Source organism: Pseudoalteromonas sp. SA25 (genome assembly GCF_011378705.1).
GTDB classification, from domain to species: Bacteria; Pseudomonadota; Gammaproteobacteria; order Enterobacterales; family Alteromonadaceae; genus Pseudoalteromonas; species Pseudoalteromonas arctica.
In genome coordinates, this window is record NZ_WTKV01000002.1 from 156,860 (window position 1) to 180,763 (window position 23,904).

Sequence of the window (23,904 nt, forward strand, 5' to 3'; positions counted from 1 at the left end):
ACTCTCCAAAATTTGTAAGGCAGCGAGCATAATGTGGCCCGCTGCTAATAGTTTCTCAATTAAAAGGTGCCGCGAAGACCAACACGGAACTGACGGCCTGTTTTCCAAACTGATGCTGTACGCGAAGTAGTTACACTGCCATCTTCAATTGCGTTGCCTTCATCAAGCACAACCTCTTGCGAGTTAGCTTCAAACGCATTACGCGTAAATGAACTGGTGTAATAAATTCGGTTAGTTTCATCAGTTAAGTTAAGTGCCTGAAAAGTTAAGCTAAAGTTTTTATTAATTTTATAACTTGAGCTAAAGTCCAAACGATGGGTTGCCTCTTGCCATGTAGCACCGCCAACTAAACCTCGGTTAATTAATTGCTCCCCGGTATAGCGACTTGCTAAACGTAATTGAATCCCTTTTTGTTCCCAATACAGTGTTGTATTTAGGGAATGCTTTGGAGTGTAAGGTTGTGGTAGTGGTTTTAAAAATATATCGGTATTACCTACCTGCTGACGATCAGATTCTGAATCTTGATAGGTATAGTTCATGTTTAAACCTAAGCCACCCCAATAACTTGGTAAAAAGTCATAGTTTTGGTTGTAACCTAGTTCAACACCTTTGATATCTGCGCCTTTGCCATTGGTTACTGTGGTTACGTTTACAACGTCACATTCAATGCGCCATTGGTCAAAAAAGCCCGCAACTTGCCTAAGTGGCATACAATCTTCTTCGCCACCTGGTGTTCTATTCTCATCGTAATCAAGTAATAAATCGGCTGTTTGTAAATCGTATTCAGTCCTAACGTCTTTGTAGTGATACGGAACCACAACCGTTTCTTCAAAGTCTTTCATATCCTTGTAAAAGAATGCTGCCGACAGCAAGCCTGAATCACTAAAGTACCACTCATAAGACAAGTCGAGATTGGTTGATTTAAGCGGTTTTAAATTTGCATTTCCTGCTGAGCCATTAGCAGAGTCCCATTGTTGTTCAAAAATTTGTGTACGTGGGTTTAATGAATCAAAACGAGGACGTGTCATTGTTCTACTAACTGCAAAACGTGCAATCATTTCTTCGTTAACTGCATAGTTTAAGTTCAAGCTAGGTAAATAAGCGTCATGTCCGCCTTTTTTAGTTACCCATGCAACGCGGTCTTGTACTTCACGTCCGCTACCTTGTGTCCCTGTAAATGAGGTTGTTCTGTCTAAAAACGGCCAAATTTGTCCGTTGCTTGCAAAGTGTGCCCACGCATTAGCTGACGTTGGAACTAAATTTCCGTTGCTATCGTAAATTAAAGAAGGTAATGCATTGTTAGCTATAATGTTGCCATTTTCATCTACAAACACTTGCTGATTTACACCCAGTCCGGTGTTGCCATCAGCTCCAGGAATTACAAACTGACCCGTTTGCGGATCAACAGGGAAAGTAGCCGGGTTTGAGCGGTTATACGCATGGGTGATTTGCCATGCCCAACAGTTTTGTAGCTCAGCATCGTTTGCTGGTGTGTAACGATGATCAGGCTGACCCGTGTCAGATACCCCCATAACAGCTGCCGGACAGGCATCTAAATTTGTATTTGCTAAACTACGCTCAACTAACAAATTGTACGCATCAACCATTTGTGGAAAACGCGTATAGTTAATACCGCCTACACCAGTTGCTGTTGTGTCATCTTTTACATACCTAAGGCCTAAGTTACCTGTTAGCTTGCCATCCATCAGCTCAAAGTTTGCTTTAAAATAAGCGGCTTTTGTTTCGGTTTCAATATTACGACTGCCTGTAATGGTTTCGCGTATACCTACTTCACCGGCATCTTTGCCTGAAACAATTTCAAGCGCTTTTTCGGCATCAAGTAACGGCCAGCCATTAAAAAACTCTGCAGAGCGGTCTGATTGAATATCTTCACCAAAATTATCGTAAGGATAGGCACTATCAGCGATTATATCGGCTAAGCGAATTGTACCAAGCCCACGTACTTCAAAAGCTTGATCAGGGTCTTCTAAATCTATTAAGTCACGGCCATTTGTGGTTGCTCTATTTTGAATAGAGACATCTTTTTTACGATTTGACCACTTAACCCCAAACTCGATCGATCTGATAAAGTCGCCATCAAGTGCATAATCAAAATCAACAAACAGTGATTTGTTTGTATCCGCTAATTTATTTTTACGAAGCACTAAACTACCTAAGTGATTGTGCTGCATGTCATACGGATTAAAACGGCTGTATACTGCATTAGACGTACCATCAAAGGCATCAAACTCACCTGGAGTAACGCCAGTTGAGTAACTACATTCTCCACTGCCGCCACAGTCGTAGCCAATCATTTCGTGGCTGCCATCGGGCATTGATTCAACTATTTGACGACCTGCCGTGCCCCATGTAGCTGTACTAATAGAGATAAAACGATCTTTCTCATCATCGTCTGGTGTTTCATCTGTTGTTTTAGAAAAACCAGCTCTTACATTCATATTTAATGAATCAGTTACCTGATAATCAATATCAAGTGACGCTACATTAGTATCAATTTCTCTAAGTCCGTAGGAGCGAACAAAGTTACCACCTGTAGAGCGGCTACTTGATTGCTGCAAGGTATTGGTCGATAAATCAACCCCGTTTAGTGCTGTATTGTCATCACCGGCATAAATTAAAGGTGTTACAGGTCCCATGTTTAAACGCAGTCGTTGACTGTCGGTTAACACATCTTGCTCTGTATGAGTTACATCTAGCTGAATATCGAGTGACTCTGTTGGTTGGTATTGAAAACCTGTAGATACTGACAAGCGATCTCGTTGGTCATTATTTAATGTAAAATCAATAACCTCACGCGCTAAAACAAATAAATCACCTTCATGTAATATTTGCTTTTCAGGGTCGTAATTATTAAGTGAACTCAGTGGGTTTAATAATGCTTCTCCATTCTCACCAAAAAGCTTATTTCCATCAGCATCACGTTGATTGCCAAGTACCCTAATTGCTTTGCCTGTAACGGTGTCATGTGCTGTACGGCCTGTCGCATCATCTAAATCAACGATAGGAATTGCGCCGTTAGCCCAATCGGTATTGATACGATCTTGTCGTGTTTTTTGTGTATCTTTAGAGGCGGTGATAATAAAGCCAAAAGTGTCGTCGAAGTATTTATCAGAAAAGCTAAAATTAATGCGTGAGTCACTTTCATCAGAAAACTCGTTGTAGCGCCCTTCAACCGTAAAAGAATGACGTGGTTTGTTTAAATTTAGCGGTTTTACAGTTCTAAGCACAACACTTGCGCCGAGTGAGCCTTCATCGTTATCAGCACAACACTTGCGCCGAGTGAGCCTTCATCGTTATCAGCAGAGGATGTTTTAATTACATCGATAGATGACAATATATCTGACGAAAAAGAGCTTAAATCTACACTGTTATCGTTAGTAGCGCCCGCACTAGAGCCATCGGTACTTAGCCCGCCGGTAAGTGCTACACCATTCATTGATATTTGATTTAAAGAAGGTCCGGCACCACGAATTGATATACGTGTTCCTTCACCGCCTTCTTCTTGAATACTCACCCCTGTTACTCTAGATAGTGCATCAGCAATGTTTTGATCTGTTGATTTACCTACATCTTCAGCATGAATTGAGTCACTTACGTTGTCGGAAAAGCGCTTTGCGTTTACCGCTTTTCGTAAGCTACTTTTGATTCCTTGGACTTCAATTATTTCGATATCTTTTTGTAGTTTTATTTTCTCTTTTTCTTCATCTTCTTGTGCAAAAGCAGATAATGAAATAAGCGAAGTAATAATAGCTGCAGAGACTGCTGATAACCTAAAGTTATGCTGCATTGTGTGCTCTCCTATTTTCGGCATCGTGTGTCTCAATGCCAGTGTGTGATGATGTTGTCTGTTTTTATTTTTAGTTAAACGCCACAGATAAAATGAATGAACGTTCTAGTATCCTAATTTCGTTTCAGAGCCTTACTTAACTTACGATCAAGTTAAACATATGATGTTTACATTTACAAGCTGTTTACTTTGAGTTTTACACTTTTGTTTCCATTTTCGACGGGTAAAGCTTATGCGCTTGTCTTTAAATAATTTTTATTTAGAGGAAGTGGTTAAGATTATTTATAAAAACAAGAATGAAACCTAAACCCCCTATTGATTAATAAAGAATGTTGCTAAAAAAGATAAAATTGTATTCTCAGGAAGAGGTTTGCGGAAATTTGTAATATTAGTTTTGTGTATTAGCGTACTTACGCTATCAAAACGGCCAATAAGCCGCTTCAGGAACTGTTAGCTATATGTATTGCCCACGCATAAAGCTTAGATATACAGGCAAAATAAATGAGCTATTTAATTGAAGAGCGCAATTTAAGCGCTTACTTATCGTGTAATTTATTTTCACTTAACGCATAAGTTAGGTATTGGTCTTAATAGGCTCTGCAAATAATTTAACGCTCAATATCACCTAAGAACCTTGATAATAAATAATATAGGTGGTTGCGCGCGCAAACCTTTTTTTAATTATGACCAGAGTTCGCGTAAATAGTGGCTACCTTCTGGTTTGTATCAATTTTGAGTACCTTATCATTTATACTATGTGGAATAATAGTAATTCCATCAGTTTCAAATTTAAGCTCTTAATCACCGTTTTAGTCAAAATAGTTAATACCCATATATCGGTACTATTAGTTACCAACACGTTGTAATTAAAGGCTTTAAAACCATAGACCCCGTTTGGCGAGCTCATGTCTTCAGTAACTATATATGTGCTATTAACCGTATTATTTTTAAAATGAGTTTAAGTAATCGAGATTTACCTTTAATATTTGGTCTTGATAACTAGGCTGGTTTAGTAAACGTTTGTCATTATCAATACAACGGCTTATTGACCTTTATTAGTATAATTTGATACTTAGTTTTATATTTGTTTCCAACCTAAAAGAAGTCAATTAATCGACTATAAACTTGTTTTCTAGCTCTCTAATAAATAATTTCACTGCTTGGCTTCTTAATGTACTAGGTGGGCTCACGATATAAATTCCTCCTTCTCTCAATTGCCATTGTGGCAAAAGTTGCACCAATATCCCGTTGTCTAAATCTTGTTGTATGGCAAAGTCGGGCAAGATGCCGAAATAATGTCCTTCTAATAGTGCCTGTCGAAGCGCTGACGTAACGTTAAATGTTAGGTTTGATTGGAGCTGCACTACCGTTCTTTGCATTTGGTTATTGGTTTTATTTTTTTTCGTAAATACACGAGCGGAGTGATCAATACCATAATACGCAGCAAAGGGAAGTTGCTTAAGGTCATTAGGGTTCTCGGGGTGCCATTCATTTGCTTTGTTAGGAGCACACACTAATACTTCTTTAAACGTTCCAAGCTTTCTTGCGCGGTTAGAGGAATCACTAAGCCAGCCAATTCGAAAAGATAAGTCGAAACCTTGACTGACAATGTCGACAATATCATCGTTCAATCTCAATTCAATCTGAATTTTCGGGTATTTTTGGCAAAAATTAGCTACAAACGCTGATAACTGTGCAACGCCAAAATCAATAGGTGAGGTTATGCGGATTGTGCCAGTAGGCTCTTGGCTTATTTGAGCTAAGCCTTCGTAGGCAAGCTGTGCATAATTTAGCACGTCCTTACTCTGTAAATAAAAAACGTTGCCTGCTTTTGTTGTATGCATATGCCTCGTATTGCGCACAATAAGGTTAACGCCGGCTTCCTCTTCAAGTAGTTGTAACTGTTTACTCACTACGGCTTTGCTAAGACCTAAACGTTGGGCTGCTGCGGTAATGGTTTTTTCTTCGACTATTGCGACATAGTAAGCCAAGCGATTGAGGTTGTACTTAAGGTGATTATTCATTGTAAGTAAAAAGCTGACAGTGTTTATTTAAAGTCAGTCTATTACAAACGGGCTCGTAAGCGTATAGTTTTTACATCAACTAGAGCGATTTTATATAGAGATGCAATATGAGCAAAAACAAATTCATCATCATCTACGACACCTATTGTGGCTGGTGCTAGGGCGCAGCCCCTATTTTCGACGCATTGTTGGAAAGCGATGCAAATGTAGAAGTGTTACATCACCATCTTTTTCAAGGAGAAAATGCGCCGCGAATGCGAGATGGTAAAGGTGATTATATCGTTGGCATGGACGCGCGTATTGCGCAGCTCACAGAGCAACATTTTAGCGAAATTTATACGCGTAATGTTATTAGATCGAAAGTCGAAGTTTTAGACTCCACTTATTCAGCGCTCGCCGCTGCGCTTGTGCATAATCAAGGCGCAAAAAAAGAATTTTCTCTTCGTCGTAGATTAGAGAAATTGCGTTTTGTCGCTGGGACGTCCGCACAAGATAAGCAAGCAGTGATCAACGCTCTTGTTGATGAAGGTGTTAATTACGACCAAGCCGTACAGCTTGACTACCCTTCAAATACGAAAAAAGCGCAGAGCATTTCTCAGCGCGCTATCGAGCTAATGAGTCGTGTTGGTTCTACTGGCGTACCAACGATACTACAAGTTAAGGGCGAAAAGGTTGAACAGGTGGATCACAGCGCGTTTTATGGCCGACCAGAACTAGTTTTAAGCCTTTTAGAAACAAGTGCTTAAACGTTTTATAGATTTTATTAACTAGGAGTTACATATGAACATTCTTTTAATTGGTGCAACCGGCATGATCGGTAGCCGAATTTTGAACGAAGCGGTAGAGCGAGGACATACTATTAAAGCGCTAAGTCGTAATATTGAAAATGTCCCGAGTCTTGCAAATGTAAACGTGGTAAAAGGAGATGTTTACGATATTGAGTTTATATCAGAACATGCTGTGCAAGCCGATGTTATTGTATCAGCACTAAGTCCACGCAATACCGGTGATGGTGTAGCTGAAGCCGTAGCCTTTACGCAAGCACTTATCACAATTCAACAGAAGTCTAACAAACGCTTGCTGACTGTTGGCGGCGGTAGTTCATTACAAATGCCAAATGGACAAAGTGCGCTAGAATTAACACCAGAAAGCATTTTGCCTGAGGCTACCGGAATGCGGAAAGGTTTTGCTTTAATGACCCTAGCAGACATTGATTTCACTGTATTAGCACCAGGTGGGATGATAGCACCTGGTGAAAAAATAGGAACGTTTCGCATTGCAGGTAGAACCATGCTAGTTAATCCTCAAGGCGGCAAAAGCAATATCAGCGCCGAAGATTTTGCTATCGCAATGCTAGATGAAATAGAAAACCCAGCGCACTTTAGAACGATTTTTAATGTAGCTTACTAAATAAACTAAGGAGTAATGTCAATGATTACACTATACGGTCACCCTATTTCAGGTAACAGCCACCGTGTCGCTAACTTTATAAATATCCTGGGGTTGGAATATACAGACCAGGTAGTTGATCTTTCCAAAAGCGAGCATAAAGCCCCAGAATACTTAGCGAAAAACCCTTTAGGTCAGGTTCCTACATTGACGCATGGTGATATAACTCTGCGCGATTCAACAGCGATTCTTATTTATCTTGCACGAACGTTTGATAAATCCAATAGCTGGTATCCACAAGAGGCATTGGTTCAAGCACAAATTCAACAATGGTTGTCAGTTGCCGTGCACGAAATAATGAATGGGCCATTCGTCTTGCGGGCAATTCAACTATTCGGTATGCCAGCCGACGAGGCTGCAACAAGAGAAAAAACCGAAAAATTATTTCATGATTTGTTTGAGCCTCATTTATCTAGCAACAACTGGCTAGTAGGCGAGCATGCGACTATTGCCGATATTGCTTGTTACAGCTATATCGCTCGAGTGACTGAAGGGAATTTTAGCCTTGATGCGTACCCTTCAATTCAAAAATGGCTTCGCGCTGTAGAAGCCATTGATGGTTTTAAAGCAATGATGCACGCAAATTAAACAATAGTGAAAATGAGGAGAGTACTATGTCGGTTTCAACTTACCATCCAGGTGAACTAAGCGCGCAAGACAAAGCAGGTACCAAAGGTGTAGCCGCTGAACTTGCTGCCGGTATGCGTAGTACTCTCAGTTTCGCTTCTGGTCATGGTATGTTTTTAGCAGCCCAGTCATTTGCAGCGCTAGCGAGTGTTGATTTGAAAAGTGAATCAGTATGGGTGACCCCGCTATTTGGCCAACCCGGTGATTTAGCCGCTATCTCAGAAAAGGAAATAGCTATCTCTAGAGATTGCATTCCAAATTTAGATATCCTTAACTTTATAGAGCCTGGTACACCACTGTCACTACTAGGTATAGATCTAAAGCGAAGAATTAGACACCGAATTAATGGGTATGCTATTGCCGCAGAAGATAACGGCAAACATAGCATTGATTTGCAAGTTGTTGAATATACACCTAATTGCCCTAAGTACATTAATCGCCGAGATATAATACCTGCCTCTGATGGTACGCCTACGTTAAACAAAGATGCTGAAGCTGAGGCTCGTACTGAGCTTACTGCAGATGATCAAATATTTGTCCGAAATATGGATACCTTATGGATAGGTAGCTACGCACCAGGCGTAGGTGCCGACTGCAATCATAGAGGTGGTAAACCAGGCTTTATCCGTGTTGTTTCTCCATCTACAATTGAGTGGCCAGAGTACAGAGGGAATGGCATGTTCTTTACCTCGGGCAATTTGGAATCTTATGATAGAGCTGGGGTAACACTTGTTGATTTCGAGTCTGGCAGCATGATTCAAATGACGGGGAAAGCGAGGGTTGATTGGGATCACGATGGTAGCTATGAGGGAGCTTCAAGAAAAATAGTTTTTCACATTACCAGCCTTGTTCGAACGAATAAGGTGACTAACCATCGTTGGAAACGACTAGGTTACTCGCCTTATAACCCTGCAGTGTCGGGAACCGATATCACGAATAGTGAAAGTGACTTTCCTCAAGTTGCAACATTGGCCAAAATTGTAGATGAAAACGCCAGTGTCAAGACTTTTCGCTTTATTGTTCCACGGCGCATTGCTTTTTTACCAGGCCAATATGCTACCTTTGAGTTTGGCAATCTTCCCGGTTGTGAGCCTATCGAAGTTCGTACTTGGACGTTATCGGAGACATCTAATAGTATTAATGGTGATAACACATTAGATATTACCGTAAAGCGCATGCCAAATGGGTTAGTAACAAATTGGCTACATGATCATGCAAAAATAGGAGTGGAGGTAAAGTTACTTGGTATTCAAGGTGAGATGACGCCTCTTACAATAGATGAAAATACGCAAAATCCTATTGTGCCTGAACATTTATTATTATTGAGTGCAGGTATTGGCATCACGCCAAATTTAGCGATGGTCAGGGGAATTGGTGCCTTTTTATTACAAGACAAAACTAAGATTACTATGATCCATATCGAAAGAAACGAACAGAACTTAATTGCTCAGTCTGAATTGCTGCGTCGTTCAAAGGAATATCCTAATTTTAATTACACTACGCTTATTAGTAATCGTGATGGAAGATTAACAAAAGAGTCTCTAGCTAATTTAGTGTCTAACGCTGCAGATCAACATGCTTATATATGTGGTCCTACGCAATTTATGAGGGATATGACTGAGTATTTAGCCGCCATAGGCGTACCTATAGAAAAAATTTATACCGAAAGCTTTACGTTTTAATCTAGCTAAGAACGTTTCTTTACATGTATTAATTTTATTATCACTCTTTTTGTTGTTAATTTTAGCTAAAAAAAAGCAAGGCTCGTTACCAAACCTTGCTTTTTACCTCTCAAAGTTAACTTTGTCGTAATCAAACGTTGTAATTAAAAATTGATTACTCGATCTGTTTCAACCTTAGATTTACTTATGACTTCTCCATTGCTGTAACGCACACTCACGTTATCTATTTCGTTGCACTGACCCAAACCAAAATGAACCACGTTATCAAATGATTGTGTATAAGGTGCTGCATCAGGCGATACTCGCTTTGTTAGGGTTTTACCACAGCCTTTAAGTGTCGCTATAGCACCAATTGGGCTTGTATTATGCTTAAGTGAATTACTTATACGCAGTAATGCATAGTGATTACTGTTATTGGCTTGATTACTAAATAAGTGCCACTGACCTCTGTCGTTATTCATAATAATATCGATCTGGCCGTCTAAGTTGTAATCAAATACATTTGCGCCTGAACCAATGGTACCTAAGGTATTTGTAATTAATCCCGAATGAGTAGCTTGGCTAAATGTATTATCGCCATTATTTAAATACAGTATTTGCGACGTGGGGGTTACCAAGTTACCTTGTTTAACAACAAATAAATCTTGATATCCGCTGTTGTTAAAATCGCCTACACTCACTCCCGTGGTATTTAAATTGGTTTTAACACCGGCTTTATCACTTACATCAACGAATTTTCCACCTTCATTTTTTAATAACAAATCTGATGGTGCCACTGGCTTTTTATTTTCTGCATAGTGCTTAACACCGGTTACCACTCCCGTAGTCGGTGAAAACGTATTACCCGCTATGCGCCACTTATTGTTACCTATATAACCAACATAAAGTCCTTTATTAGGTTGAGTATCAGGCCATCCTAATCCGTTACTGCTAACAATATTAACGTTTTGACCGCTGTGCCTTTCACCTTCAAATTTGTATTTATAGGCACCTTCTCCTACAAACACATCTTGATTCGGATAAGGTGATTGGTAATTAACTATATTGAGCGTGTCGCCAATAAGTAAGTCGTTGAATTTAAATGACCCGCGTTTAGTGTAAAAACCAAATGTTTTGCTTTTAGCATCAAAAAACGTATCGCCTGCTTGTAATGGGTTAGCACGACTTATATATAAATCAAAGTCACCATCGTTATCAAAATCGATTTCGCTAACACCCGTCGCATCCATTATTTTATTAGGTAAAATGTTGCCGGTTACGTCACTAAAGGTAAAGTCGCCATTGCCTTTTAAAATACGTAAAGCGCCGTCGCCGTAAATCACTAAATCGTCAACTTTATCGTTATTAAAATCGGTAATAAGGACTTTTTGACCGTCTCGATTAGTTTTTGGTAAATCAGTTGCGTGGGTTATATTACCAGTACCATCATTTTTATAAATAAAATTACTGGTTTGTTTACCGCTATTAGCCTGCGGGAATCCCATTAGTAATAAATCTAAGTGGCCGTTGTTATTGGCATCAAAAAACTTACTAGTGCGCCCACGTAACGTTGGCAATTTGGGTGAAAAATCACCGCCTTCAATAATTTCTCTTTTGTTAAAGTGAAATAACTTAGCATTACGCGCGTTATCGCCAGAGCCACCACCACGCGAAAGCAAAATGTCCATTTTGCCATCTTTATCGTAATCGCCTACGCCAATACCGTGCATATCACCCACAATAAGATCGCGCCCTTTGTCGTAAACGCCTTTATTGTTCCAATACAAACGAATGGTATAACCATGATCAGTAAGTAATAAATCAGGGTAACCGTCTTGGTCTAAATCGCTTATTAATGCGTTATCCCATTTACGGCGGTTTTTGTTTTCTAATTTAATTGCTTGGTGTTGCTCAGTAAATAATGTGCTGCTAGTTGTTAGCTGAGCGCCCGCTAGGGCACTCGCTCGTTGACAACCTAGTAAGCTTGCGCTCATGCATAATAAAGAAACATGCCATACAATTGTTTTTACTTTCATAAAGCCTCCTTGAATTTGATGAAACTTACTTGGTTGTCTTAAACGTTTTATCAAATCGTGGCATCGCATCTAATCGCCAATTCGCACCTTCAGTAGTTTCGTGAAACCATTTTGGCTGTTGGTTATCCCAGCTCCATTTTTCCATTTCGCGAACCATGTCGGTTAACAGTGCCTTGTTAGATTTACTTACATCATGTTTTTCAGAAATATCGTTTTCTATATTAAATAACTGCCACGGTTGCTGGTTAACTTTTAATGCTTTCCACTGGTTCATACGAATTGCAGCATCGCTGTAACCTTTACGATGGCGAAGTGCATAAATAGGCTCATCTTTATGTGGGTTTTCATTTTTAATAAACGCAGGCCACATATTTGTGCCGTCTAAATGTTGGTTTTCTTCAACTTTAGCGCCCGCTAAAGCTGCAAATGTTGGGTACAGATCAAGTGCCGATACAGGATGCGAAAAGCGTTTGCCCGCAGGTACATGCTTAGGCCAATGAAACAACATAGGGACTCTAAAGCCACCTTCTTGTGTACTGCCCTTACCTGCTTTAAGTGGGAAGTTATTAGCACCTTTACTTAATTTGCCACCGTTATCACTCATAAATACGATAAGCGTATTATCATATTGATTATTTTTTTTCAGGGTTTCTACTAGTTTACCCACGCCGCGGTCAACTGCGTAAACCATACCTGCGTATGTTTTACGGTCTTTATTTTTTATATTAGGAAACATCGCCATATCTTCATCCTTAGCTTGCAATGGCACATGCGGTGCGTTGTAAGCTAAATATAAAAAGAATGGATTTTTTTTGTTCACTGCTTTGTCTACAAAATTAACGGCTTCGCGCGAAAGTGCATCAGTAATGTACTGCGTTTCTTTTACTTCTTTGCCGTTGTGCTCTAGCGGTGTAATGTACTCAAAAATATTTTTTAAGCCTTGTGCCTGTTGCTTTTTATACTGGGGTTGGTACTGATCAGGAAAGTAATTATGCCCACCCCCTAAAAAGCCATAGTATTCATCAAAACCACGTTTATTTGGATGATACTGCGGCGCATCGCCCATATGCCATTTACCTAATGCACCGGTAAAATAGTTGTTTTCGTTTAGTAGTTTACTAATAAACTTGGCGTCAGTAGGCACGCCTACGTTTGAGCCGCGTGTCGGTAAATTAAATTGTGAGCCAATCTTATGTGGATAACGACCGGTCATTAATGCCGCTCGGCTTGGGCCACAGAATGGGTGCGCTACGTAAGCGTCTGAAAAAGAGGTACCCGATTTAGCAAGATCATCAATATTTGGGGTAATAATGTCCTTAGAGCCATTAAAACCAACATCTGCATAACCTAAGTCATCTGCAACAATAAGAATAATATTGGGTTTTTGTTCACTTGCGTGTCCCCCCGCAGAGCCAATTAATAATGCAAGCGATGATAAAGCGCTCAATAATTTTGTGTGTGTTTTCATAGTGCCAATCTCAATTTTGAAAATAAAAATAGTAGGCCAATTATGGCCTACCAAAGGGCATTACTCGGCTATAAAAAAGCTTTCATGTGGTGGTTAAATTTTGTTAATGATGGGTCGTCAATACGGTTTAACTCTCCCGCCATTTTATGCACTAAATCAGTAAGCTGTTTTTTGTATTTAGGATTATCTATTTGGTTTGTGATTTCGTACGGATCATTTTTTAAGTCGTATAATTCATCGCGGCTATCACCTGGATTCCATACAAATTTCATTTCAGGGGTACGTATAGCTCTAATACCAAACCATCCGCCGTTGTACCATTCGTAGGCATATAACGAAATATCATCTTTACCAGCATCCGCACTATCACCTTGTTTCATTAATGGTAAAAGTGAACGCCCATCTTCGTCGCCATCAAGTGGTAGTGTCATCCACTGGCGAAGTGTTGGCGCTATGTCGAGCATAGACACTTGGCGGTTAATTATTTTAGGCTCAAGGCTAGGGTCACGAATAATAAGTGGCATACGCATTAATTCGTCATACGCATATGGGCCTTTGTCATAAAGGTTATGCTCACCTAACATACTGCCCTGATCGCCGACTAAAATAATGTGCAGGTCGTCGTATAAACCTTCTTCTTTAGCCGTATTAATGAGCTCGCCAACTGCGTGGTCAATCATGGCAATGGCACCATAGTAAAAACTATGTGCTTTGCGCCAATCGGTTTCACTCATATGGCTTACGTCATGCCAAGGCCACCAAATATCATCTTGCGCCATTGGTTTATGTTTACGTTTTATACCAAAGTTTTTGGGGAATTTTATATCCTTGTAGTCGTACATGCTGGCGTAAGGCTCTGGTACTCGGTACGGTGGATGAGGTTGTTCAAAGCTAACAATACCAAAAAATGGCTTGTCTGATTTAGCCGCATTTTGCAGCATTAGTTTGCCTTCGTTTACTTCTTTAGCCGTTACTGTATCTGCGTATGTACCAGGAAGCGTTTTATAGTAATCATGCTTTTCGCCATTTTTATCACGTTCTCCTGCGTTCATACGGGCTACATTTTTTTGCGTTTGATAAGGCGTAAAAGGACGGCCGTTACGTTCTTCATCTTTATCGTGCCCCCACATAAAGTTTGCACCGCGCAGTGCTGGGCCTTGTGCACCTAAATGCCATTTACCTACATAGCTAACATCGTACCCTATGCTGGTTGCACGTTTAATTACGCTGCCTTCACTGAGTGATAACTCCGAAAGACGAGAATGATAAAGACCTACGTTATCGTCAAGGCCCGTTTTATGTCCCCAGCGCCCAGTAAACATAGCCGCGCGAGAAGGTGAACATAAGCCTGTAGATGTCATCGCTTGATCAAAACGTGTGCCTTCGTTTGCTAATGCATCAATATTTGGCGTTGAAACTGGGCCATTACGATATGAAAACGTATCAAAGCGCATATCATCAAACAGTAAAATAAGCACATTTGGCTTTTTGATTTCAGAGTTTTTGAGTTCTGCATCTTTTGCATATAAATTTGTAGCAAATAATGTGCAGCACCCTAGCAGCATCACCATTTTTCTTTTAAATAAGTTCATGTGTGTGTCCTTTTAAACAACTAAAAATTGCTACGTCAGTGTTTTAGCAATCAGCTTGTACTTTATTATAAAAGCATGAAATTGATTTCAATAATATAAACATATGATGTTTGCATTGGCAACAAATAAATTTAAACTTGGCTAATATTTATACTTTGAAACTTATATAAATGTTGACAATAAACTCGTGTTTTATCATTTACATAAAAGGTATTAAATGCTTTATTAGAATTGGCTGTAAGAGCTCTCTATTGCTTTAACCATGTTCTCACGTAATCAACTTCCATTGATGTTGGAAAACCTTGTGCAGACTGATTATCTGAAGGGTAAAATTGATTACATTTCCATTGTGTATGCGGTGCGCGTAAACCCTGTGACAATGTTAAGTTCATCTCTCGATGCCAGTACAGATTCTTTTTGGAGCCAACCTGAACATTATCTACATACCATGTAATGTCGTCTTTTGTTACATTAACCCCATAAGTATGGAAGTCATCACTGGGATCAAATGGTAAATGATAGCCATTATGGTTTGTTTCTGGCGAGCTACCAGGTCGCATCCACTTGGGTGCGCCATCTTTTATAACAATATTATGTAGGTCGTGGTCCGACTCCTGAAGCGTCTGTTTTTGAGTTAACTCAACTACATCTATTTCACTATATTGCACATCACCTTCATTCGTTAAAGTACGATCTATTTTGCTGTACATCCAAAATGCAGGTGACACTCCAGGAAATTTATCCGCACCTTTAATACGCGCCTCATAATATCCGTAACTCCCTGTTGCCCTAGATTTAGCAACTCCCGAAGTGTAAAACAACCTATAATTAGGTACTTTTGTTTTATTGCAGCCATCCCAAAACGTTCTTAAATGCGTTTCTCGTTTAGTAGTTAGCTTTAATATGCCTTCAGAAACACTGGCATTTTCATCTTTCCAAGACCAAACACCATAGTTTTCTGTTTGAAAATTCCATTTTTCAGCATCTTTACTATCAAACTCATCTGAGCGCTCAGTTTGTAAAACCCAATTTTCGCCTGGTTGCGCAATATGAGGCATCGGTTGCGCATTAACTCCTGCACTACCAAATATTAAGCTCAACGATATTACTATTAGTTTAACCTTGTTATTTGTTTTCATTTTCTATCCACAACTTAATGTATCGTATTAATTAAAAAGCGAGTACATAGGTATGTACTCGCTAAAAAAATTATTTATTGAACAGTAACTTCAACAAGCAAGACACCCTCAGAAGGGACATCAAAGCTGGTGTTCATTTTATTACTCGTCATTAAGTTTTTAACATGAATAGATTTACCATTTTTAAGCGACAGATCAACGGTCGCTGTTGTATGGCCTAAATTTAAAATATTAACCAGGTAACTACCATTATCTTGCTTAACAGTACGCCATGTTGTGGTTTTAAATGATTCGCCATTATCTACTTTTACAACAACATCAGGCGTGCTACCCGAAACCTCTGCAAGTGCAGTTTGTTTAATAGTTTCAACGTCTGCACCTTTTGGCATAACAATAAGCTTTCCTTTATTGGCAACTAACTTAGCCTTACGTGGATGTCCGTATTCATCTAAAGACAAGCTTTTCGCTGAGTCTAAAATAACGGTCCCACCTTTGTTTAAATATCCTTGAAGCGCTTTAAACTCTTCATCTGTAACAAAGTTATTACGATAAACCAGTATTGCATCCCAATTGTTGTTATCTTGCTTTTCAATTACATTTTTAGTGACAAAACCAAGCGGGAAACCTTCAAAAAATAAATTTTCGTAAAGTTTGTAGCCCTTTGTCATATAGTCACTTGTATTGATCGCTGTTGTTTCAGAATAAAATAGTCGAAGAGGACGACGCTGCTCTCTAAATTCTATAATTTCCTCAGAAAAACTATTAAGATCAAACATCACTTGAGTAACTTCGTTAGTTACATGTGGCTGCATGTTATTAGAGCCTGCAAATGCACCACCAAGAGCTGGGTCAAAAAAGTCGAGATCACCTTCTAAGCGATCCTCAGGTGAACCATCTGGATCACGCGCCCAAAACCAACCCATATTGGCATCCATTCCAAGTAGAGTTGCAAGCCAATAAACACTTCGAACATAACTTGTACGTGTGTCTAAATCTCGCCACTGACCCGAAGATAAAAAGTGAGATTCTGAATTTACATTAATTTTATTAGGTGCAACTGATTCCATAAAGTCATGAAACATCGTTACAATGCCCCAATTGTAAGCGTATTTCTCAATCCACTTAGAGGACTTACCAGGACGAATGTTTTCGCTTCCAAAAGACTTAGCATCGTGCCCTACCATAGTTGTTAACTCGGCTAATGCTTCTGTATCAATACCACCAGAACGCGAATCATCCATAAACATACGCGGCATTATTTTTATATGAGTATCTGCATCTTTATTTACAGAATGTAATTCATTCTGAACGTAAGTAAACCAGTCTGTACTTCTGTCCATATTGTAACGCGTCCAGTCATACCATTTAGGCTCGCCTTTAATCGTAGGATCTATAGGTATCTCAATGGCTACATCAGAAAACTGACTAAAATGCGTTCCCCAGTTTTCATTTAGCTCGTTAATATCACCTTGGTACTTTTTATCTAACCAGCTTCTAAACTTGTTTAATGTGTATGAAGAAATACTGGTCATTTCTTGAAATTTTTGTGTCCAGTGGCCTTTTTCAGCATACCAGTGTGGTTCATTAGCTAATACAAACCCTACTTCAGTTACTTTTTTACCTTTAGTAAGCTCGCCCGTTTTACGGATTATTTTACCCCAAATCTCTCGTGCCAATGGGTTATCAATATCGAATCCAGTAAATAACGAGCGGCCTTTTCTAACTTCTGGTTCTTGCTCTTCAACCCACTTTGGAATACCCATTAACCAATAAACCAAAAAACCAATGTTGGTATCAGGGATGCGCGTTAGCTCTTTCATTAATTCTTCGTCAAAGGTGCCATCTTTACGCACTAAAAAAGAATTAATAGCGCGGTCATGGTCGACAGGATATAAATCTTCACCACCATGATAAAGCGCGCCTAAATGATCGTTATAAACATCTTTATTAGTAAGCGGCTGCCCTACCGTTTTTGAAAAATAGTCATATAAAAATATTGGCTTACCATTACTTACAAACATATTGTCTTGTGCTTTGGTATTTTGCCAATCAACTTTATTTACAGGGCGACGTTTAATCTCACCAGCCAGCTCTTTGGATAAATCGTCTATACCTTTATCTAAAATTTGAATTACCTTTATACGCTCAAAATCAGGAAGATCTTTTGCTAACTGCTCTTTTGTGTCTGCGTAGTAACGTTCATAGCTAAACAACTTAACAACAGCGTCGTAATTGTTTTCATCCCAGTTAGCAAACTTTAAAAACTGTTCTGCAAACCACACTACGCTTTCCTCACGCGTAACATCAATCTGCTTATGTTCAGCTTTTGCCATCAACTTTTTAAGTTTGTTAATTTTTAGCCGAGCTGTTTTCTCGTAGCTATTCAGCGAAGCACTAGATGTACTAAGAGTTTCTGTGTTTTTTAACTCTATGACACTTTCTTGTTGTGAACACGCTGATGTAAGTAAAAATAAAGGGGCTAGTGTGAAGCCAAATAAATGTTGTCTCATGCTATCTCTCGTCTAGAAAGGTTATTTATTAACAGTATTTATTCTGTTGTTAAGATTTATTTAAGATAACATACATCATATGTTTGTATTTGTAATTCCTTTTCTAACATCACAACATGTGTTTTTATAAAATACCTTTAGCTATATAAATATGCAGCCCTCTAAAAAGCTCAACTGTGGCTATTGGACTTCCTATTCTTTGCCAAAAAGCTGAAGCTCTCTTTCGATTAATTATAGTTAACTAAGAAAAGGACTGTCTTTAAGTTAATAAATTTTGAAACTAGCCTTTGCTTAAGAATATTCCACATAAATAGCTTTCTTGAAACTGAGGCATATTATTAAAGTTGGAGTCTAAATAATTCATTACCTTGGTGAAAGCTTGGAGATACTAGTTTAGCTAAGCTTTCATCAAACAATTAAAATTTATTGATAAGCTTTGAATCCCCGACAACAAAGTCTACAGAGCTAGGTATCTCTGCCGATGAGCTTATCGTCAAAAATCCCAACGCCACATTCATCAGGTTAGCCTTAGGCCAAATTTAGTCGAACACTACATTCCGGGGGAGATATTGTCACCGTTAGCTTTGCTTCAAGCTTCAGCCTAAGCAACATTTCATTGCTGAATGACTTAAAACATAACTGGTTAAATGTACCTGCAACAGCAATCATATCACCTTCAGATTCGACTTCAGGAAAAGTAAACCACGCCTCTATTGACAGTGCTGAGATATGTGAAGAGGAAGGTTTGATAGGCCGCAACATGTTTACCATTGATGCGTGTGAATTAAAGTCTAATGCGAGTAAAGAGTGCGGCTCAGTGGGTGAAAAACAAACTCTGCAGCCAGCCGTTGCACAATTAAAACAGCAACTCGCTAAACTCAAATGCCAGATGAACACACCATCAAATTCAACGCTGACAGTTGACTTAATAGCGAAGTGAATCTTGAATTTATAGCAAAAAATGGGTTTGATACCTACATTAAGGATAACCAATTTAGAAAACGAAATCCGCTGTTTAAAGACAGCGAAACATATGAAACAGAGCAAGAAAGCGCCAACTAAAACGTAGTAAAGGCAAGCCACGCTTATTTACTTTAGACGATTTCCATTATGATGAAACAACACAAACATGTCGCTGCCCCACAAGTAATGATATGTGGCGAAGTGGTATCAATGTAAAAAGTCACAACCAAAAATACACGTGACTCTGTGGTTACTTAAAAGATTGCAAATAATGCCCACTACAACAGCAGTGCATGCGAAAGCCGCCTATTAAAACAGGGCGACAAGTGCAGTTTATAAATAATGAGTCACGCAAAAAGCTGAGCTATGTAGACAAAATGAAAGTAAAAATAGACAGCCCGATCGGACGACATAGCTGTTTATTAAAGAATGGCTCCAACTCGCTCTAATGATGAAGGAAATGAAAAACAATGGTAGCTATGCCTAGTACAATTTTCGCATGTGACGTACAAAAAAAGATATGGCAGAGGATTGCGGAAACCCACAATATGTATTACGTCCCATCAGAGGATAAACGAGCTCAACTTATTTATGGTGCATCCGGTGCTGGCAAGACGTATATATTAAAGCAGTATCACGCTCAATTTATACCTGTTACCACGCCAGAGAAAACTACAGTGCCAGTCTTTTATGTGGCTTTTAAGGAGTTTAAAAAAAGTACTGCTGAGATAACTCGTTTTTTAATCTCAGAGCTAGACGGAACAACACAAAATGCTCGTGCTTCTGCAGCTGAATTGGACTCTCAACTTGTCACACTGCTCAGAGGGCTAGAAGTAGAGCTAATCATTCTGGACGAAATTCAGAATATTGCCTCGAGTTATGATGGGATAGAGTTTCAACGAATTATTAAATATTTTTGCTACCTTATCGATAGCAACAAAATCCGTTGTTCAATTGTTTTTGCAGGCACAAGTAGTGCTAAGCGCCTTATTACATTTGGTAGGACTGCCGGTAAATTTGACGATGACGAGCAGATGTCTCGCCGACAAATGCGCCCCATTGAAATTAACCCAATCCTTCCTAGAACGAAAAACTGGGTTGCCTGTTGTAATTGGTTCATTCAACACATTGGATTGCCAGTCTTAACAGCAGATAAGCACAGCGAGCTATTTGACCGTATTTATCTTGCTTACAGCGAGCACACTATGAGTACGATGCGCGATTTGTTTTTACGTAATAACACTCGAAAAGCAATGAACTATGAACAGCTTCTAGAAGCTTTATTTGAAAACTTTGAGAAATATGCAATTGGGGCTATCAACCCATTTGATTATGAACTCTTAACTAAAGAACAATTAGATGCATATATAAATGAGCAAGAAAAAAATCTTAGAAGTCAGCTATTGGTTATGTACTTCGCTTACTTAAAAGAAACGGCGTAAAATCAGAATCTCGCGTACTAAATAAAGCTATGCTAACCAGTATTATCAAAGGTAGGTCAACAAAGCACGAACTCCTTGATCACCTTATTCCTACTACTCGCACTTTATCATCATTAAGGATAAAGTGCTGGACACATGCGAGATTGCTAACGCCACAGGTTTGTACAGATTGTGTTAACCAATATGGGTATTTTAGGACCCAATGGCAAAATCCGTTTTTACGCCACTGTATTATTCATGAGTGTGCCTTATTATCCGAATGCCCTCATTGCAACGCACCACTGCAATTTACTATTAATCTTCTAAATGGCTGCTGTACATCACCTTTGTGCGGCTTACGTTTAACGCACATGCCATTGAATGAGCTATTAAAATCACAAGAACAAGTCCACGATGCATACCTTATAGCGAAGGTGATAGTAGACGATAGCAATACACGAACGAGCTTCCCGCCAAAGGAGATTACCTCTACATTATTGAATAAAGCGGCTGATATTCTTAATAGTCCAGATAGTGCTAGATTGTTCTTAAATGAAAGGGCCAAACGAGTACCAACAGATGTGCCGTTGAATATTGAATTTCACAAAATTGAAATTATTGTCCAGAATTTGCTATGTGAATGGGGGTCATTATCCACACTATATGGCATGTATAATAGCGAGTATATTCGTTCAAATGATCCTATGACTCAACTTTGGTTTGAAGCTCAAACAGCCTCCACTATCATCGGCATAACATTTAAACAAGTCGTTACTTTACATGAACTTGGATTAATACGTTCTGATTCTAAAAAGGCCTTGAGAACGGATACTCGCGTTGAAATATCAGGCATTTATACCTTTTTATCCGAATTCAGTCACGATAAAGATTACGCTCCCCTTACTGAGCAATATCGTTTAATGGCTCTCCACAATATCTGTATAACAGATGTACTTATAGCCGCTAAAAATAAAGATTTATCAATAGTGTATAAACCTTCCTCAGACTTGATGCATTCCATATACGTCTTGCCTGAAGCATTCGACACCTTTTGTAAGTTACATACTCAGCTTATAAGAGATAAAACGATGTCAGTTGCAAACGTAGCTGAAGTCACCGGTATACCAAAGGTTGAACTAATGAGATTGATTAATACCGGTAAGCTCAGACCCGTTTACATTCATGGCAGTGACTCAAAACGTATATATAAGAATGACACTTTGAAGTTGGCGAAAACACAAAACAAACAGCTATCACTCGGCATTTAGCATTTTATGACCACAACTTTAATTTTTTAGATCGAGACTTGTTCTCTGTCTATGTTCTATTAATAACAATACTGACAGTTGACCAAGACTAACCGACTAAATACCAATAAGTTTATTTTCCCCTCTTTTAATTAAGGTTTAGTAAATTCATCCAAAGCTAAACCTTAATCACACCACATTTAAACTAACTCAACATTGTAAATGGAGCTTTGCATACCTGCATTTTAGTTTTCACTTAAAAGGCATCATTTTTCTTTATCCTAAAAACCCATTTTCTACACGATTTACTACACTTTTACTAAGTAAATATTAGCCTATAGTGTTCGCCACTAATTCACCGAATACTGAATCTACTTAATTAAGTGTCCATTAAAATAAAGTTTGAGTTCTACAGCGGCAGAATGAGAATTTTCGAGGCAGGATGAGAACTTTTTGGCTGGATGAGAATTCGTCTTGGAGCAATTTTTAGCTATATATAATTCTCAATTTAAGAGGCACAGTACCCATAAAGAATACAAGCTAAGTTATTGTTTTAAAATTTTATTACTTGGCTGAGATTCTCAAGTTAAATGGCGCTGATCATTTGGCCAGCGCCACTTAAATTGAGAATTCGCGGCAGCTTGAGAATAGTTTTAATTTTAAGCAAGGTGTGGCACTCAGATTGAGATTTATTAATTAGAGTCTACCTTAAATCTAAGTAAGATTAGGTTTAGGTAAATATTTGAATGGTTCAGAATTAATTACCTTAAGGCTTTAAAAACCTTAATGTATAAATACGAAATTTATGGATGGGTGATTTCCGGTTTGTGCCAGTGTAGGTCGGATAAGCGAAGCCCCATCCGACACAGTAAAATACCTTGTCAATTATTATCAACATCTTATGTTGTCGAATGGCCGGAGATGGATGGTCGCAACCTTAGACACTTATTAGCAGTATATTAGTCAGTGTTAGTAAATTTTGCATAATTAGTAGTGATTTTCGTTCCTTTTTCAGTTTTTGTTATTATTGCTTTTTCAATAAAAACAACTGAGTTACCCAAATAGATCTTTACACTACCACTGGCTATTTCCGGTGTAGCTGTTTCCCATTTTGAATCAACTAACACTTCATAAGTAAGAGTTTTTGGCAAGAAAATCTCTACATTGTTACTGTAAACTCGATAATCATTATTTTTAGATGTTGTAACTTTATCTGAGTGTATCTTAATATCTAATGCCATTGTAGATGGCACTAGAAATAAAACACTACTGAAAATGGCTGCAATCATTGAAGATAACACTGCTATTTTGGATTTAGAGTGATTTTTCTTTAATGGGATTTCAGGCTGGAATAACTTAGTAACATCTAGCTCAAAACAGGAAGCTAATGCTTTAACAGTTTCCAATGAACCTGAACCATTATTTTCTACTCTTTGAATGGTTCTTAAACTTACAGCACTAACATCAGCTAAATGTTGCTGACTCCAAGCTCTGACTTTACGTTCTTCTATAATTTTTTTAGCGTTTAGTTTCATTTCCATTTGTATTTCTCACATGAATATATGGAAGCTATATCCTGTTCAAAAACTCCTTTTTTGTATACGACACATTTGCGTCACCTTAACGACAGGTCAATGCCATACTGCTAACAGCTTTATCAAAGGACACTTTCCCTATCTTAGAGCGAAAACGTCCTTATTTCGTGAGCTTCTATTATTATCAAATAGTGTAAATTATTACCAGCTATAAATATTATGCTTACTGTAGTTTATTTACACATATGAAAAAGGAGATAGTTTCCTTTTATTCTTACTAAGTTAATGACAACTCACCTGAGTGACGGCTTATCGCTCTTTCCTGACTATCAACTAATTGCCAAAAGCTAACTTTATTACTCCCGAATAAATTAACTATATTCGATTCTTAATATTTACCACGCAAAAGTTTTGTGGAATAATG

Annotated in this window: 16 protein-coding genes; 7 read left to right on the top strand and 9 right to left on the bottom strand. The window is 38.6% G+C overall.

Going from position 1 to position 23,904, the window contains the following annotated elements:
• Positions 1-59 precede the first annotated feature (59 nt).
• The 3 genes from GQR45_RS02185 to GQR45_RS02190 form a co-directional block, all read right to left on the bottom strand.
• A complete protein-coding gene (locus GQR45_RS02185; RefSeq protein WP_346774188.1) occupies positions 60-3,248 on the bottom strand; it encodes a TonB-dependent receptor in 3,189 nt (1,062 codons plus the stop codon).
• Positions 3,233-3,808, bottom strand: coding sequence for a TonB-dependent receptor plug domain-containing protein (locus GQR45_RS21285; RefSeq protein WP_240920113.1), 576 nt, complete (start codon positions 3,806-3,808; stop codon positions 3,233-3,235). The genes GQR45_RS02185 and GQR45_RS21285 overlap by 16 nt, the downstream gene beginning before the upstream one ends.
• 1,109 nt (positions 3,809-4,917) lie before the next feature.
• The gene (locus GQR45_RS02190; protein ID WP_165724996.1) at positions 4,918-5,832 is read right to left on the bottom strand and encodes a LysR family transcriptional regulator; all 915 of its coding nucleotides are present in this window, start codon (positions 5,830-5,832) and stop codon (positions 4,918-4,920) included.
• A gap of 254 nt (positions 5,833-6,086) precedes the next feature.
• Here GQR45_RS02190 and GQR45_RS02195 point away from each other — a divergent pair, with 254 nt between their 5' ends.
• From GQR45_RS02195 to GQR45_RS02210, 4 genes are read left to right on the top strand one after another with little or no spacing between them, the layout of a single operon-like run.
• Positions 6,087-6,578 carry a hypothetical protein gene (locus GQR45_RS02195; protein ID WP_165724997.1) on the top strand — a complete coding sequence of 164 codons (492 nt, stop codon included), beginning with the start codon at positions 6,087-6,089 and terminating at the stop codon, positions 6,576-6,578.
• 34 nt (positions 6,579-6,612) lie between these two features.
• Positions 6,613-7,242: an NAD(P)H-binding protein gene (locus tag GQR45_RS02200; RefSeq protein WP_165724998.1), complete on the top strand. Its 630-nt coding sequence runs from the start codon at positions 6,613-6,615 to the stop codon at positions 7,240-7,242.
• Between the two features lie 21 nt (positions 7,243-7,263).
• Positions 7,264-7,869, top strand: coding sequence for a glutathione S-transferase family protein (locus GQR45_RS02205; protein WP_165724999.1), 606 nt, complete (start codon positions 7,264-7,266; stop codon positions 7,867-7,869).
• Positions 7,870-7,895: 26 nt separating this feature from the next.
• On the top strand, positions 7,896-9,590 hold the full coding sequence (locus GQR45_RS02210) for an FAD-binding oxidoreductase (protein WP_165725000.1): 1,695 nt from the start codon (positions 7,896-7,898) through the stop codon (positions 9,588-9,590).
• Positions 9,591-9,733: 143 nt separating this feature from the next.
• On the opposite strand, the gene GQR45_RS02215 is transcribed toward GQR45_RS02210, so the two are convergent.
• The 5 genes from GQR45_RS02215 to GQR45_RS02235 form a co-directional block, all read right to left on the bottom strand.
• Complete coding sequence (locus GQR45_RS02215; protein WP_165725001.1) at positions 9,734-11,605, bottom strand: CRTAC1 family protein; 1,872 nt, start codon at positions 11,603-11,605, stop codon at positions 9,734-9,736.
• 25 nt (positions 11,606-11,630) lie between these two features.
• Entirely contained in the window at positions 11,631-13,073 is a 1,443-nt protein-coding gene (locus GQR45_RS02220) for a sulfatase-like hydrolase/transferase (RefSeq protein ID WP_165725002.1), read from the bottom strand.
• A gap of 68 nt (positions 13,074-13,141) precedes the next feature.
• The gene (locus GQR45_RS02225) at positions 13,142-14,665 is read right to left on the bottom strand and encodes a sulfatase-like hydrolase/transferase (protein WP_165725003.1); all 1,524 of its coding nucleotides are present in this window, start codon (positions 14,663-14,665) and stop codon (positions 13,142-13,144) included.
• A 248-nt stretch (positions 14,666-14,913) separates the two neighbouring features.
• A complete protein-coding gene (locus GQR45_RS02230; RefSeq protein WP_165725004.1) occupies positions 14,914-15,804 on the bottom strand; it encodes a family 16 glycosylhydrolase in 891 nt (296 codons plus the stop codon).
• 74 nt (positions 15,805-15,878) lie between these two features.
• Positions 15,879-18,314, bottom strand: coding sequence for a glycoside hydrolase family 42 (locus GQR45_RS02235; protein WP_165725005.1), 2,436 nt, complete (start codon positions 18,312-18,314; stop codon positions 15,879-15,881).
• 616 nt (positions 18,315-18,930) lie between these two features.
• Here GQR45_RS02235 and GQR45_RS21290 point away from each other — a divergent pair.
• From GQR45_RS21290 to GQR45_RS02255, 3 genes are all read left to right on the top strand, one after another.
• Positions 18,931-19,254 carry a hypothetical protein gene (locus tag GQR45_RS21290; RefSeq protein WP_240920115.1) on the top strand — a complete coding sequence of 108 codons (324 nt, stop codon included), beginning with the start codon at positions 18,931-18,933 and terminating at the stop codon, positions 19,252-19,254.
• Between the two features lie 493 nt (positions 19,255-19,747).
• Positions 19,748-20,719 carry a TniB family NTP-binding protein gene (locus GQR45_RS02250; protein WP_165725006.1) on the top strand — a complete coding sequence of 324 codons (972 nt, stop codon included), beginning with the start codon at positions 19,748-19,750 and terminating at the stop codon, positions 20,717-20,719.
• Positions 20,720-21,075: 356 nt separating this feature from the next.
• A complete protein-coding gene (locus GQR45_RS02255; RefSeq protein ID WP_165725007.1) occupies positions 21,076-21,966 on the top strand; it encodes a hypothetical protein in 891 nt (296 codons plus the stop codon).
• A gap of 938 nt (positions 21,967-22,904) precedes the next feature.
• Here the strand turns inward: GQR45_RS02255 and GQR45_RS02260 are convergent.
• Entirely contained in the window at positions 22,905-23,486 is a 582-nt protein-coding gene (locus tag GQR45_RS02260) for a helix-turn-helix transcriptional regulator (RefSeq protein ID WP_165725008.1), read from the bottom strand.
• Between the last annotated feature and the right edge of the window lie 418 nt (positions 23,487-23,904).